12 protein-coding genes are annotated in these 14348 nt (G+C 70.3%); 8 read left to right on the top strand and 4 right to left on the bottom strand.

Features of this window, described 5'->3' with window-relative positions; all coding sequences use genetic code 11:
- Positions 1 to 45 precede the first annotated feature (45 nt).
- The 3 genes from gltX to AB0D93_RS15985 form a co-directional block, all read right to left on the bottom strand.
- A complete protein-coding gene (gene gltX / locus AB0D93_RS15995) occupies positions 46 to 1530 on the bottom strand; it encodes a glutamate--tRNA ligase (protein WP_362119448.1) in 1485 nt (494 codons plus the stop codon).
- Positions 1523 to 2308 carry a fumarylacetoacetate hydrolase family protein gene (locus tag AB0D93_RS15990; RefSeq protein WP_362119445.1) on the bottom strand — a complete coding sequence of 262 codons (786 nt, stop codon included), beginning with the start codon at positions 2306 to 2308 and terminating at the stop codon, positions 1523 to 1525. The genes gltX and AB0D93_RS15990 overlap by 8 nt, the downstream gene beginning before the upstream one ends.
- Before the next feature lie 349 nt (positions 2309 to 2657).
- On the bottom strand, positions 2658 to 2846 hold the full coding sequence (locus tag AB0D93_RS15985; RefSeq protein WP_362119442.1) for a hypothetical protein: 189 nt from the start codon (positions 2844 to 2846) through the stop codon (positions 2658 to 2660).
- A 572-nt stretch (positions 2847 to 3418) separates the two neighbouring features.
- On the opposite strand from AB0D93_RS15985, the gene AB0D93_RS15980 reads away from it, so the two are divergent.
- From AB0D93_RS15980 to AB0D93_RS15945, 8 genes are all read left to right on the top strand, one after another.
- On the top strand, positions 3419 to 7243 hold the full coding sequence (locus AB0D93_RS15980; protein WP_362119439.1) for a nitrate- and nitrite sensing domain-containing protein: 3825 nt from the start codon (positions 3419 to 3421) through the stop codon (positions 7241 to 7243).
- 9 nt (positions 7244 to 7252) lie between these two features.
- Positions 7253 to 7666 carry a roadblock/LC7 domain-containing protein gene (locus AB0D93_RS15975; protein ID WP_005479910.1) on the top strand — a complete coding sequence of 138 codons (414 nt, stop codon included), beginning with the start codon at positions 7253 to 7255 and terminating at the stop codon, positions 7664 to 7666.
- A 112-nt stretch (positions 7667 to 7778) separates the two neighbouring features.
- On the top strand, positions 7779 to 8177 hold the full coding sequence (locus tag AB0D93_RS15970) for a DUF742 domain-containing protein (RefSeq protein ID WP_009190816.1): 399 nt from the start codon (positions 7779 to 7781) through the stop codon (positions 8175 to 8177).
- On the top strand, positions 8158 to 8733 hold the full coding sequence (locus AB0D93_RS15965) for an ATP/GTP-binding protein (protein ID WP_362119435.1): 576 nt from the start codon (positions 8158 to 8160) through the stop codon (positions 8731 to 8733). Before AB0D93_RS15970 ends, AB0D93_RS15965 begins: the two co-directional genes overlap by 20 nt.
- 377 nt (positions 8734 to 9110) lie before the next feature.
- The gene (locus AB0D93_RS15960; RefSeq protein WP_362119432.1) at positions 9111 to 12347 is read left to right on the top strand and encodes a nitrate- and nitrite sensing domain-containing protein; all 3237 of its coding nucleotides are present in this window, start codon (positions 9111 to 9113) and stop codon (positions 12345 to 12347) included.
- A 10-nt stretch (positions 12348 to 12357) separates the two neighbouring features.
- Complete coding sequence (locus tag AB0D93_RS15955) at positions 12358 to 12771, top strand: roadblock/LC7 domain-containing protein (protein WP_004983065.1); 414 nt, start codon at positions 12358 to 12360, stop codon at positions 12769 to 12771.
- Between the two features lie 97 nt (positions 12772 to 12868).
- Entirely contained in the window at positions 12869 to 13435 is a 567-nt protein-coding gene (locus AB0D93_RS15950; RefSeq protein ID WP_362119429.1) for a DUF742 domain-containing protein, read from the top strand.
- On the top strand, positions 13416 to 13997 hold the full coding sequence (locus AB0D93_RS15945; RefSeq protein WP_009314218.1) for an ATP/GTP-binding protein: 582 nt from the start codon (positions 13416 to 13418) through the stop codon (positions 13995 to 13997). The genes AB0D93_RS15950 and AB0D93_RS15945 overlap by 20 nt, the downstream gene beginning before the upstream one ends.
- 150 nt (positions 13998 to 14147) lie before the next feature.
- Here the strand turns inward: AB0D93_RS15945 and AB0D93_RS15940 are convergent, their stop codons facing one another.
- Complete coding sequence (locus AB0D93_RS15940; RefSeq protein WP_362119426.1) at positions 14148 to 14345, bottom strand: acyl-CoA carboxylase subunit epsilon; 198 nt, start codon at positions 14343 to 14345, stop codon at positions 14148 to 14150.
- Positions 14346 to 14348 lie beyond the last annotated feature (3 nt).

Raw genomic sequence — 14348 nt, 5'->3', positions numbered from 1 at the left:
CGGCACCCGGAACCCACCGGATGCCGCCCCTCACGCATGGGTCGGCTAGGCGCGAAGCTTCGCCAGCGCCGCGTCGATCCTGGCCAGTGCCTTCTCCTTGCCCAGGACCTCCAGGGACTCGAAGAGGGGCAGGCCGACGGTGCGGCCGGTGACGGCGACGCGGACCGGGGCCTGGGCCTTGCCGAGCTTGAGGCCGTGGGCCTCACCGGCGGCCAGGACGGCCTCCTTCAGGGACTCGGGGGACGTCCAGTCGGCCGACTCCAGCTTTTCGCGGGCCGTGCGCAGCAGGGCGTCGCTGCCCTCCTTCATCGCCTTGGCCCACGAGGCCTCGTCGAAGACCGGCTCGGCGAGGAACAGGAAGTCGACGTTGTCGGTGATCTCCGACAGGACCTTGAGGCGGGTCTGGGCCTGCGGCGCGATGGCCTGCCACTTGGCCTCGTCGAAGTCCTCGGGCGCCCAGGGGGCGAACGGGGCCTTCAGCCAGGGGCGGCAGCGCTCGGTGAACTCCTTCACATCCAGCATGCGGATGTGGTCGCCGTTGATCGCCTCGCACTTCTTCAGGTCGAAGCGCGCCGGGTTGGGGTTCACGTCGGAGATGTCGAACGCGGCGACCATCTCGTCGATCGTGAAGATGTCCTGGTCGGCGGAGAGCGACCAGCCCAGCAGGGACAGGTAGTTGAGCAGGCCCTCGGGCAGGAAGCCCCGCTCGCGGTAGAGGTTCAGCGAGGACTGCGGGTCGCGCTTGGAGAGCTTCTTGTTGCCCTCGCCCATCACGTACGGCAGGTGGCCGAAGGCCGGGGTCTGCTTGGCGATGCCCAGCTCGGTCAGCGCCTTGTAGAGCGCGATCTGGCGCGGGGTGGAGGAGAGCAGGTCCTCGCCGCGCAGGACGTGGGTGATCTCCATCAGGGCGTCGTCGACCGGGTTGACCAGCGTGTACAGCGGGGCGCCGTTGGCGCGGACGATGCCGTAGTCCGGCACGTTCTCCGGCGTGAAGGTCAGCTCGCCGCGGACCAGGTCGGTGAAGGTGATCGCCTCGTCGGGCATCCGGAAGCGGACGATCGGGGTGCGGCCCTGCGCCTCGTACTCCTCGACCTGCTCGGCGCTCAGGTCACGGCAGTGACCGTCGTAGCCGGAGGGCTTGCCGGCGGCGCGGGCGGCCTCGCGGCGGGTGTCCAGCTCCTCCTGGGAGCAGTAACAGTGGTAGGCGTGGCCGCCGTCGAGGAGCTTCCGCGCGACGTCGGCGTAGATGTCCATGCGCTGCGACTGCCGGTACGGCGCGTGCGGGCCGCCGACCTCGGGGCCCTCGTCCCAGTCGAAACCGAGCCAGCGCATCGCGTCGAGCAGCTGGTTGTACGACTCCTCGGAGTCGCGGGCCGCGTCGGTGTCCTCGATGCGGAAGACCAGGGTGCCCTGGTGGTGCCGGGCGAACGCCCAGTTGAACAGGGCGGTGCGGACCAGGCCCACGTGCGGGTTACCGGTGGGCGAGGGGCAGAAACGGACGCGTACGGGTGAGCCGGGTGCGCTAGCCACGCTTGACAACCTTGTTGGTGAGAGTGCCGATGCCTTCGATGGTGACGGCGACCTCGTCGCCGACGTTCAGGGGGCCGACCCCCGCGGGAGTGCCGGTGAGGATGACGTCGCCGGGGAGCAGGGTCATGGCCTCGGAGATGTTGACGACCAGGTCCTCGATGGGATGGATCATCTCGCTGGTGCGGCCGAGCTGGCGCTGCTGACCGTCGACCGTGAGCTGGATCGTGAGGTCGTTCGCGCGCTCCAGGTCCAGGTCCGTCTCCACCCAGGGGCCGAGCGGGCAGGAGGTGTCGAAGCCCTTGGCCCGGGCCCACTGCTTCTCGCGCCTCTGCACGTCACGGGCGGTGACGTCGTTCGCGCAGGTGTAACCGAGGATCACGTCCTTGACGCGCTCACGCGGGACCTCGCGGCACATGCGCCCGATGACGACGGCCAGCTCGGCCTCGTGGTGCAGCTCCTCGGAGAAGGAGGGGTACTGGATGTCGTCACCGGGGCCGATCACCGAGGTGGACGGCTTGAAGAAGGCGAACGGCGCCTCGGGCACCTCGTTGCCCAGCTCGCGCGCGTGGTCGGCGTAGTTGCGGCCGAACGCCACGACCTTGTTGGGGAGAACCGGCGGGAGCAGCCTGACCTTGCTCAGCGGCACCTTCGTACCGGACAGCTCGTAGTCCGCGAACGGGATGCCCTTGATGATGTCGAGGACGAGTTCGTCCTGCTTGTCGCCCTCGACCGCGCCGAAGGCTACGTTCCCGTCGATGGAGAACCTGGCGATGCGCACGGGATCCTTGCGCCCCTTACTGAGAACCGGCGTACTGACGCCCCAGGTTAACCGGTCGGACCGGGACGCGTTCGGCGACAGCGCTTTTCCGGCACAGGAATGAGGGGTGCCGGAATTGCGGGTTCACGGTGTTCGGCCTGCGCCCAGGGGGCCCTGACCTGGGCCGTACCCCAGGGCCGTACGCCGCCCCGGCGGCGGGGCGGTGTACGGCCGCCGGTGTGTGCGTGATGATCGCCGGGGCGCCCGGAATAGCGGTCCGCGAGAATTCCGGCGTGCACATCGCCGCCGACCGGGACTCACGGGAAAACGGGGTCCCGGAAATTCAGCGGAATAGGTGAGTGCCGGTCGGCTACTCTGCGGCCGCCGCGCCGGCCGGGACGTCCACCAGGACCGTGCGCCGGGGGTTGGCCGTCTGGAGGGGGAGATCGACGGAGTGCTCCGGCAGCTCGGGCGTCTCCAGTTCGCCGGCGTCCGTCAGATGCGCCAGGGTGGTGCGTCGCGGGTTGGCGATCTTGTGGAACATCATCGTCGTCTTCACCGTTGTGGTCCTGTGCCCTCTGGATCGAGTGGTTTGCAGAGTCGTCCCTCTTGTAAAGCGTCAGGCTAAACATCCAATTCCCCGCCGAACGCGCCAACTGCCGACCTGACTCATGTGAGTTTGCTCACGACCTCAAGGACAATTCGGTCAAACCTCAGCCCCAACCCGCCCCGGTGAAACGGACATTGACCCCCTGAACCCATCATTCCGCTCCTGATCATGGCGACTCAGACACCTGACGCCGAGCGACCACTCGGTGGGATACGCCCGTTATGTTCCGGATTCTCTTCCACTGCTGGTGACGTCCCACTCACAGCGTGTCACGGAGGTCACAGCTCGGGGCACGGCCCTTGTTGGAGATCCGGCACTGTGCTGGAATTCCACGGACCGCCGCGGGAATCGAGCCGGCGCACAAGGGGCGCGAACCAGCGCCGAGCGGCGGCGAGACAGGGGGGAACCAGCGCCGGTCACTCAAGACCATCGGGGGGCGTGTTCAGGACGCTCTCCACAACGCCGACACCGTGTCCCTCCGTTCGCGCGGAGGGGCGCCTGGTCCAGAGGTTGCGACGCTAGTGCAGGGACGTTTCAAGAGGGATGGCAGCGCTTCGGCGGAGCCGGAGTCGCACGACGGGACTGGCCCCATGAAGGGCAGCTCCTCGCCCCAGCACGCCCAGAACCCGGGCCCGGCCCCGTCCGGGGACGGCGGTGAGCGCAGCGGACGCCCCGGCGTGTCGGACTCGTCGGCTTCCATCGGGACCGGCAACTCCGGCGCCACCCCCGCGCCGCCGCCCGTCAAGCCCGCCAAGGGCCCCAGCGGCCCCGGCTCGCGCATGGCGCTGCGCAACTGGCGCATCTCCACGCGTCTGGTCTCGCTGCTCGCGCTGCCCGTGGTCGCGGCGACCTCGCTGGGCGCGCTGCGCATCGACCAGAACATCACCGACATCCAGCAGCTCGACAACATGAAGCTGCTGACGGACATGACCAAGCAGGCCACCGAGCTGGCCGCCGCGCTCCAGGAGGAGCGCGACCAGTCCGCGGGTCCGATGTCGCACGGTCTGACGGCGGGCGACTACTCGATCAAGGGCTACCGGGACAAGACCGACCGCGCCCTGCTGAACTTCCAGAACTCCACCGAGGAGATCGACGCCGCCAGCAAGGAGGGCAACCTCCAGGGCGTCCGCGACAACCTCGTCGGCATCTTCAACCAGCTGGACCAGCTGGCCAAGATCCGCAAGAGCGCCTACGGCTCGAAGGGCAACTCGACGCAGACGGTCGAGGCCTACCACCGGCTCATCACCCAGCTGATCGACCTGTCTCAGGACATGGCCCAGGCGTCCAGCAACCCGGAGATGATCTCGCGCACCCGCGCCCTGGCGGCCTTCTCCACCGCCAAGGAGTACGCGTCCGTGCAGCGCGCCACGATCGCCGCCGCACTGCCCGCGACCACGACCACGAAGGGCGACCTCTCGACGAACGACCGCCTCTACGGCCAGTCGGCGTACGAGAGCGAGAACTCCGAGATCGCGATCTTCCGGAAGATCTACGCGAACAACAACGCCGAGGAACTCCTCAAGCCGATCGACGAGGGCAACCCGACGATCGAGTCCGCGGACACCTACGCCAAGCGCGTCTTCGACTCCCCCGACGGCCTGCAGAGCCTGAACGCCCGCTCGTACAAGGACTGGGTGGACGACAGCTCGACCAAGATCGAGCAGATGAAGAAGATCGAGCACACGCTGCTCGAGGAGATGGAACAGAAGGCGCGCGAGCTGAAGAGCGCCACCCAGCGCGACGCCATCATCTCCGGTGCGCTGATCCTGCTGGTCCTCGGCGTGTCGCTGGTCGGCGCCTTCGTCGTGGCCCGCTCCATGATCCGCTCGCTGCGCCGGCTCCAGGAGACGGCCACCAAGGTCGCCCAGGACCGCCTGCCCGACCTGGTCAAGCAGCTGTCGGAGTCCGACCCGCAGGACGTCGACACCTCCGTGGAGTCGGTCGGTGTGCACTCCCGGGACGAGATCGGCCAGGTGGCCGCGGCCTTCGACGACGTGCACCGCGAGGCGGTCCGCCTCGCCGCCGAGCAGGCCCTGCTGCGGGGCAACGTCAACGCGATGTTCACCAACCTCTCGCGCCGCTCCCAGGGCCTCATCCAGCGTCAGCTCTCGCTCATCTCCGAACTGGAGTCCCGCGAGGCCGACCCGGACCAGCTGTCCTCGCTGTTCAAGCTCGACCACCTCGCGACGCGTATGCGCCGTAACGGTGAGAACCTCCTCGTCCTCGCCGGTGAGGAGCCCGGGCGCCGCTGGACCCGCCCGGTCCCGCTGGTCGACGTGCTCCGTGCCGCCGCGTCCGAGGTGGAGCAGTACGAGCGCATCGAGCTGGCCTCCGTGCCGACCACCGAGGTCGCCGGCCGCGTGGTCAACGACCTCGTGCACCTGCTCGCCGAGCTGCTGGAGAACGCGACCTCGTTCTCCTCGCCGCAGACCAAGGTCAAGGTCACCGGTCACGCCCTGCCCGACGGCCGGGTGCTGATCGAGATCCACGACACCGGTATCGGTCTCTCCCCCGAGGACCTCGCGGCGATCAACGAGCGGCTCGCCTCGCCGCCCACCGTGGACGTGTCGGTCTCCCGCCGCATGGGCCTCTTCGTGGTCGGTCGGCTGTCCCAGCGGCACGGCATCCGCATACAGCTGCGCCCCTCCGACTCCGGTGGTACGACCGCGCTGGTCATGCTGCCCGTGGACGTCGCCCAGGGCGGCAAGAAGCCCGCTCCGGGCAAGCCGGGCGCACCCGGCGCGAGCGGTGGTCCCGCCGCCGCGCAGGCAGCCGCCGGTGCGGCCGCGGCCCGCCGTCAGGCGGGCAACGCGGGCGGCGGTGCCCTCGGCGGCGCCCCCGCCGGTGGCGGTCTGCTCGGTGCGGGTCCCGCGCCGCGCGGCCAGGTCGGCGCCGGCCAGGGTCCCCGGGCCGCGCTGCCCGGCACCGGCCAGGGCGGCCGTCCCGGTGCGCCGGGCGGTGCGCGTGGTCCCCAGGGCGGTCCCGGTGGCGCCGGTGGTCCGCAGCAGGGCCGGCCGGTGCCCGCGGGTTCCGGTGCGGGCGGCTTCGGCGGTCAGGCGCCCGGCGCCCCGCAGGGCCTGCAGACCGCGAACCCGGGCGGTCCCCAGGACGCCTTCGGCGGCCGCGGCCCGCAGCGGCCCGGTGCCGCCTCCGACCAGGGCCGCCAGCCCCAGCTGCCGCCGCGCGGCGGCCCGCGGGCCGAGCTGCCCGGCGGCGACGGCCGGCAGCCGCGCACCCCGGAGTGGGGCGACACCCAGTCCCCGCTGTCGCGTACCCCGCTGGACGCCCCCCGCGGCCACGACGAGCAGGACCCGGCGCACACCGGGCGCATGCCGCGCGTCGACGACCGGCAGGGTCCGGGTTCGACCGCGGAGATGCCCCGGTTCGACGCCCAGGGCCCGTCCGCCACGGGGGAGTTCCCGCGCCACGAGCTGAACGGCCTGGGCGGCTCCCAGAACACGGGCCAGTTCGCCCGCCCGGACAACCCGCAGCAGACCGGCCAGTTCGCGCGTCCCGAGAACCCGCAGCAGACCGGTCAGTTCGCCCGTCCCGAGGCGCCCGAGCTGCCCGGCCGCTTCGACCAGCCCGGCGACCGCCAGGACTCCGGCCAGTTCGTCCGCTCCGACGTCTTCGGCACGCCGGCGCCGCGGCAGGACGACCCCGCGCGCAACACGGGCCAGAACACCGGCCAGTTCGCGGCGCCGCAGGGCTTCGACGGCGGCTACGACGGCAGTTCCACCGGCCAGCACGCGCTGCCCGGGCGCCAGAACCCGGCCCACACCGGCCAGTTCGAGCGCCCGCAGCCGACCGGCCGCGAGGACTTCGGCGCCCCGCGCCGGCCGGCCCCGCAGCAGCAGCGTCCGGTGCACCGCGAGCCGGAGGCGCTGCCGCCGGCCAGCGGCCCGGTCGACGGCCGTACCCCGCTGTACGACACGCTGGAGACCAACTGGTTCCACGGCGGTCCGCAGCAGCAGGAGCAGGCCGCGCCGCAGCAGCCGCAGGCACCCGCCCCGGCCCCGCAGCGCCAGGCCAACGGCAACGGCAACGGCCCCGCCTCCTGGCGCACCTCGCCGAACGACGAACTCGTCCGGCAGGCGGAGCGCGTCCGGCAGCCCGCGGCGGGCGGTGTCACCACCTCCGGCCTGCCGCGCCGGGTGCCCCGGGCGAACCTCGTCCCGGGCACGGCTCAGCAGCAACAGCACCAAACCGGTCCGCAGATCTCGCGTGCGCCTGACGACGTGCGCGGACGGCTGACCAATCTCCGTCGGGGCATCGCTCAGGGCCGTCAGGCCGGCAGCGGCCAGACCGGCAGCTACCCGAGCCCCACTCACCAGCAGGAGCGTTAGTTGAGTCCGATGAGCCAGGCGGCACAGAACCTGAACTGGTTGATCACCAACTTCGTGGACAACACCCCGGGGGTGTCCCACACGGTGGTGGTCTCCGCCGACGGCCTTCTGCTGGCGATGTCCGAAGGTTTCCCGCGCGATCGCGCCGACCAGCTCGCGGCCGTCGCCTCCGGTCTGACCTCCCTGACGGCCGGGGCGTCCCGGATCTTCGAGGGCGGCGACGTGGCACAGACGGTTGTGGAGATGGAGCGCGGGTTTCTCTTCCTGATGTCCGTCTCGGACGGATCGTCCCTCGCGGTCCTGGCCCACCCCGAGTGCGACATCGGTCTCGTCGGCTACGAGATGGCACTGCTCGTCGACCGCGCGGGGGCGGTACTCACCCCGGACCTGCGCGCCGAACTGCAAGGAAGTCTGCTCCACTGAGCCCCTCTGGCACCACCCATCACACCAAAACACCGTCCGGCCGCCACAATCCCCCCACCGGCCCCCGACAGACGGCATGACCGACCGACTTGCTGTCCCGCCCGGAGGATTCATGACCCCGCCCACCGCCCATCACGATCCGTACGCGGAACCGTACGGGGACGAGGGCGACCAGCCGCTGGTCCGTCCGTACGCGATGACCGGCGGCCGGACGCGGCCGCGCTATCAGCTCGCCATCGAGGCGCTGATCAGCACCACGGCCGACCCGGCAGCGCTCATGGGGCTGCTCCCGGAGCACCAGCGCATCTGCCACCTGTGCCGTGAGGTCAAGTCGGTCGCGGAGGTCTCCGCGCTGCTGGCCATGCCGCTCGGTGTGGCCCGGATCCTGGTCGCCGACCTCGCCGAGGCCGGCCTGGTCGCCATTCACCAGCCAGGTGGCGACGAGAACAACGGCGGCGCTCCGGACGTGACGCTGCTCGAAAGGGTGCTCAGTGGACTTCGCAAGCTCTGACGCGGGCCGGGCCACCACCTCCGCGAAGATCGTGGTGGCGGGCGGCTTCGGCGTGGGCAAGACCACGTTCGTCGGCGCCGTCTCGGAGATCAACCCGCTGCGCACCGAGGCCGTCATGACGTCCGCTTCGGCCGGCATCGACGACCTCACCCACACCGGGGACAAGACCACCACCACGGTGGCCATGGACTTCGGCCGCATCACCCTGGACCAGGACCTCATCCTGTACCTGTTCGGCACCCCCGGCCAGGACCGCTTCTGGTTCATGTGGGACGACCTGGTACGCGGCGCGATCGGCGCGGTGGTGCTCGTGGACACCCGGCGCCTCGCCGACTGCTTCCCGGCCGTCGACTACTTCGAGAACTCGGGCCTGCCCTTCGTCGTCGCCCTCAACGGCTTCGACGGACAGCAGCCGTACAACCCGGAGGAAGTGCGCGAAGCGCTGCAGATCGGGCCGGACACGCCGATCATCACGACGGACGCCCGCCACCGCGCGGACGCCAAGTCGGCGCTGATCACGCTGGTCGAACACGCGCTGATGGCACGCCTCAAGTAGCACTCAAGTACGACCTGTGCTACGGCAGTTGCCGTAATGGAACCGGAGTCGGCTGTGGCCTTTGACACGGTCGGCTTCGGTGTTCATAACAGTTCGGCAGAGGAATCCCCCGGCATCACCACGCGACGCGGTCGCTCAGTGCCGCTGCGCTCACAAACGCCCCGCCTTTTGGCGGGGCTCGCTCTTTATGACCGTTTTATCTGGGGCTTACAAGAGTGCCGCTCAGAGGTTTCCGCTGTTTGGAAGAGCACTGGTCCACGTGCTGGAATGCCTGAACTGCCCAATAGTCAAAGACGTACTCATCAGTCGATGACGAACCGGGCTCTGAGAGACTGCGGCACGACGTAGGTGCCGACCGCCGAGAGGTTGTTGGTCGAGTGAGGCGAAGCAAGAACGGTCCCGAGCCGTCGGCGCGGGGCAACTTCACCCCGCCGCCGCGCGCTGCGGCGCCCACCCCTGTACCCGGCGGGGAGCCGGCGGCGACGCCCGCACCGAGCGGCGGCCGCTTCTCGCCACGAAACTGGCGCGTGCCGACCAGACTGAACGCGATCCTGCTGATACCCGTGGCGGTCGGCCTCGTCATGGGCGGCTTCCAGGTGAAGAGCTCGATCGACACCTGGCAGCAGGCCCGCGACGCCGAGAACACCGCCCGTCTGGTACGTGCCGCCCTCACCTACGCCGACGCTCTGGACAACGAGCGTGACGTCACCGCGGCGCCGCTGCTGCTGAACAAGACCGACCCGAAGAGCAAGGCGACCGTCGACCAGGCCCGCAAGGCCACCGACCAGGCCGCCGACGCCTTCGACCAGGCCGCGCAGAACATGCCGCAGAAGTCGGGCCTGGTGCGCCGCCTGAAGCTGTTCCGCCAGGCCGAGCCCAAGCTCGCCACGCTCCGTCAGCTCGCGTACACCCCCAAGATGACCGGCGTGAAGACCGAAGAGGGGTACGTCGACGTCTCCCACCCCCTGATGGAGTTCGCCAACGAGCTCGGTCTGGGCACCGGCAACATCACCTCCTACGGCCGTACCGTCTACGCCATCTCGCTGACCAAGGCCGCGCTGTCGCTGGAGCGGTCGATCGGCACCCACCTGCTGGTCAAGCCGGGCCCGGACGCCGGGAACCTGGCGACGCAGCGGGTGTCGCTGTCCTCCTACGCCTACCTCGAGCGCATCGCCGTGGAGGAGTACAAGGGCGGTGGCACCGAGGCCGACGCGCAGAAGCTGAAGCAGAAGACGGACGCGATCCAGTCCCAGGGCGCCGCGATGGCCGCGGCCGCCAAGCAGCAGAACCCGAACTACGTCCCGCCGCCGTCCGGCGCGACCGCCATGGTGACGCAGCTCGCCACCATGAAGGACACCAGCCCCCTCACCCGCCAGGAACTGGCCGCGGGCGGCGTCACCGCCGAGAACTGGTTCGCGGTCAACACGCTGAAGTACAAGGCCTACCGCCAGATCGAGTCGGACATGGCCGACAAGGCGGTGAACGAGGCCTCCGACATCGCCGACCACGCCAAGACCTCGGCGTTCATCACCGGTGCCGTGGTCGTGGTCGCCCTGCTCGCGGCGTTCATCCTGGCCGGTCTGGTGGCCCGCCAGATGAGCCGCGCGATGCGTCAGCTGCGCAACGCCGCCTTCGGTATCGCCGAGCAGCGCCTGCCGATGCTGGTCGACCAGCTCTCCCGCACCGACCCCGGCCGGGTCGACACCCGGGTCGCGCCGATCCCGATCACCACCAAGGACGAGATCGGCGAGGTCGCCCGCGCCTTCGACCAGGTCCACCGCGAGGCGGTGCGGCTCGCCTCCGAGCAGGCGCTGCTGCGGGGCAACATCAACGCGATCTTCACCAACCTCTCGCGCCGCAACCAGTCGCTGATCGAGGGCCAGCTGACCCTGATCACCGACCTGGAGAACAACGAGGCCGACCCGGACCAGCTGGAGAACCTCTTCCGCCTGGACCACCTGGCGACCCGTATGCGCCGCAACGGCGAGAACCTCCTGGTCCTCGCCGGCGAGGAGCCCGGCCGCCGCTGGGACCAGCCGGTCCCGCTGGTCGACGTGCTGCGCGCCGCCTCCTCCGAGGTGGAGCAGTACGAGCGCATCGAGCTGTCCGGCGTCCCGGAGGCCGAGATCCACGGCCGTGCGGTCACCGACCTCGTGCACCTGCTCGCCGAGCTGCTGGAGAACGCCACCACGTTCTCCTCCCCGCAGACCAAGGTCCGCGTCACCGCGACCCGTCTCCCCGACGGCCGCATCATGATCGAGATCCACGACAAGGGCATCGGCCTGACGGCCGAGGACTTCGCGGACATCAACCACAAGCTGGCCAACCCGCCGACCGTGGACGCCGCGATCTCCCAGCGCATGGGCCTGTTCGTGGTCGGCCGGCTGTCCGACCGGCACGGCATCCGCGTCCAGCTGCGTCCCTCGGGCGAGCAGGCCGGCACGACCTCCCTGGTCATGCTGCCGGACGCGATCACGCACGGCGGTGGCGGCGAGGCCCCGCTGGACCGCGAGGAGTTCACCGTCTCGCAGATCATCCCGGAGCAGCAGTTCCAGGGTGAGAACTTCAACCAGGTGCAGCCGATGCGCACCGCCGCCGAGCTGGGCTTCGACGACAGCCGGTACGTGGAGGTCCCCGACGACATCCGCGAGCTGGACCCGGTCGGCCGCTCCCTGATGCGCGAGGAGCGCCGGGCGGCCCTGGAGGCCCAGACCCACGGCCAGCAGCCCGGTGAGGCGCAGCAGGAGAGCGCCGAGACCCCGGCGTACGAGGACCCGCTGTTCACCGGGCGGCCCGCCTACCAGGAGCAGCAGCCCGCGTACGAGGAGCCCCAGTACGAGGAGCAGCAGGCCGCGTACCAGGAGCCGTACCAGGAGTCCTACCCGGAGTCGCCCTCCGCGTCGCACTCGGCGTCGTACGACGAGCAGTACTACGCGCGGAACGGCGAGGTGCCGCAGCACGACCGCTTCTCTCCGAACGGCGGTTACCCCGAGCCCGCGTTCACGGAACCGGCCCCGGGCCCTGCGTACCAGGACGACTGGCCGCAGCAGCCCCAGCAGGACGGCTACCAGAACGGCTATCCGGCCCATTACGCTCCGGAAACGGAATCGTCGCAGGCCGCTGACGCGAGTGACCCGAACCGCGTAGGCTTCGACCGTCCGGGAGCGGCCTCTCCCGCCGCCCACCAGCTGACCGACGCCGGGCTGCCGCGCCGCGGATCCGCCGCGAGCGGCTCCAACGGAGCGGGTACCGCGGGTGGCACGGCGCGCGCGCAGCAGGAGGCTCCGGCACCGGGCAACGCCCCGGCGGCGGGCGACGACAACGCCTGGCGTTCGCAGAACGACGAGCGCTGGCAGCAGGCGTCGCAGCTCCGGAAGCCCAAGGCAGGCGGGGTCACCGCCTCGGGCCTGCCGCGGCGGGTGCCCAAGGCCAACCTGGTCTCGGGTTCCGCCGAAACGACCCCTCAGGGGGGCCCACAGGTCTCCCGCGCCCCGGAGGACGTCCGGGGCAGGCTGAGCAACCTGCGTCGGGGCGTCCAGCGCGGACGCAGCGCAGGCAGTGAAACGAACGGCCAGGGCTTCGGTCCTGACAGCACCTACAACCAGGAGCGTTAGTGTGAGCCCGATGAGCCAGGCGGCACAGAACCTGAACTGGTTGATCACCAACTTCGTGGACAACACCCCGGGGGTGTCCCACACGGTGGTGGTCTCCGCCGACGGACTCCTTCTGGCGATGTCCGAAGGCTTCCCCCGCGACCGCGCCGACCAGCTCGCGGCCGTCGCCTCCGGTCTGACGTCTCTGACGGCAGGCGCCTCCCGCATCTTCGAGGGGGGCAGCGTGAACCAGACGGTTGTGGAGATGGAGCGGGGATTCCTCTTCATCATGTCCATCTCCGACGGCTCGTCCCTCGCGGTTCTGGCCCACCCGGAAGCGGACATCGGCCTCATCGGGTACGAGATGGCCCTTCTGGTGGACCGCGCGGGCACGGTCCTGACCCCGGATCTCCGCGCGGAGCTTCAGGGAAGCCTTCTCAACTAATCAAGGGACGATGCGTATTCGCGTCCCGGGGCCGTAAGGTTTCGGGACGCGGCTCCACAGGGATGGGCGCCCGGCGCAGTCGGAGGAGGAGAAGAGAGTGGCAACACCCCCAGGCGGTTCGTCTTCGGGCAACTGGTCGTACGGCCCTGCCCAGGGCCAGGGCGACGGTTCCGCGAACCGGTACAACTTCCCCTCCGCCCCCAGCCACCGGCAGCCGTACGGACCGGGCCCCGGCCCCTCGCCGTACGACCAGCCGCCGGCCCCGCGGATCCAGCCGGTGCAGCCGCAGCGCCGCCCCGAGCAGGCGCCCGCGACGGCATCGAACAACCCCTTGGTGCGTCCGTACGCCATGACCGGCGGCCGGACCCGCCCGCGCTACCAGCTCGCCATCGAGGCGCTGGTGCACACCACCGCCGCTCCGCATCAGATGCAGGGTCAACTGCCCGAGCATCAGCGGATCTGCAACCTCTGCCGTGAGATCAAGTCGGTAGCCGAAATCTCCGCGCTTCTGACAATCCCCCTCGGCGTGGCCAGGATCCTCGTCGCCGACTTGGCGGAGGCGGGCCTGGTCGCCATCCATCAGCCCGGCGGCGACGAGAACGCCGGTGGCCAGCCAGACGTGACACTGCTCGAAAGGGTGCTCAGTGGACTTCGCAAGCTCTAGCGGCGGTCCTTCCCGCTCCACCACCTCCGCGAAGATCGTGGTGGCGGGCGGCTTCGGCGTGGGCAAGACCACGTTCGTCGGCGCCGTCTCGGAGATCAACCCGCTGCGCACAGAGGCCGTCATGACGTCCGCTTCGGCCGGCATCGACGACCTCACCCACACCGGAGACAAGACCACCACCACGGTGGCCATGGACTTCGGCCGCATCACCCTGGACCAGGACCTCATCCTGTACCTGTTCGGCACCCCCGGCCAGGACCGCTTCTGGTTCATGTGGGACGACCTGGTACGCGGCGCGATCGGCGCGATCGTCCTGGTGGACACCCGGCGCCTCGCCGACTGCTTCCCGGCCGTCGACTACTTCGAGAACTCGGGCCTGCCCTTCGTCATCGCCCTCAACGGCTTCGACGGACAGCAGCCGTACAACCCGGACGAGGTCCGCGAGGCCCTCCAGATCGGCCCCGACACCCCGATCATCACGACGGACGCCCGCCACCGCGCGGACGCCAAGTCGGCGCTGATCACGCTGGTCGAGCACGCGCTGATGGCACGCCTGCGCTAGCCGAGATCGTTCATGAAGAACCCCGCGCCCCTCGAGGGCGCGGGGTTCTCTCGTTCGTGCGGGTGCCTCTTTCGTTCGCGCGGGTGCAGCGTGAAGGGCCCCTCCTGCCGGAGGGGCCCTTCACAACAACAACCGGTGGAGCGGCGCAGCCTAGCCGTGCCAGCTGTGCGGGGCCCGGAAGCCGCCCTCGCGCTCCAGACGGCGCCAGCCTGCCCTGGGGCGGCCGCGGTGGGTCTGGGGCGAGGACTCGGTGCGGGCGGCGGCGCGGGCCAGGAGGACGGCCGTGATGGCGGCGACTTCCTCGGGCTCGGCGTGGCCCTTCTCGACGCGGATGTCAGCAGTGCTCATGGG

The sequence above is a fragment of the Streptomyces sp. NPDC048191 genome (assembly GCF_040652655.1).
Lineage (GTDB): Bacteria > Actinomycetota > Actinomycetes > Streptomycetales > Streptomycetaceae > Streptomyces.
The sequence above is the reverse complement of the archived record's forward strand: the minus strand, read 5'-3'. Positions and strand labels throughout refer to the sequence as shown.

Coding starts and splice junctions, on each gene's coding strand:
- AB0D93_RS15970 (WP_009190816.1), top strand. CDS start 7,779: ATGACCCCGCCCACCGCCCATCACGATCCGTACGCGGAACCGTACGGG.
- AB0D93_RS15955 (WP_004983065.1), top strand. CDS start 12,358: ATGAGCCAGGCGGCACAGAACCTGAACTGGTTGATCACCAACTTCGTG.
- AB0D93_RS15940 (WP_362119426.1), bottom strand. CDS start 14,345: ATGAGCACTGCTGACATCCGCGTCGAGAAGGGCCACGCCGAGCCCGAG.
- AB0D93_RS15975 (WP_005479910.1), top strand. CDS start 7,253: ATGAGCCAGGCGGCACAGAACCTGAACTGGTTGATCACCAACTTCGTG.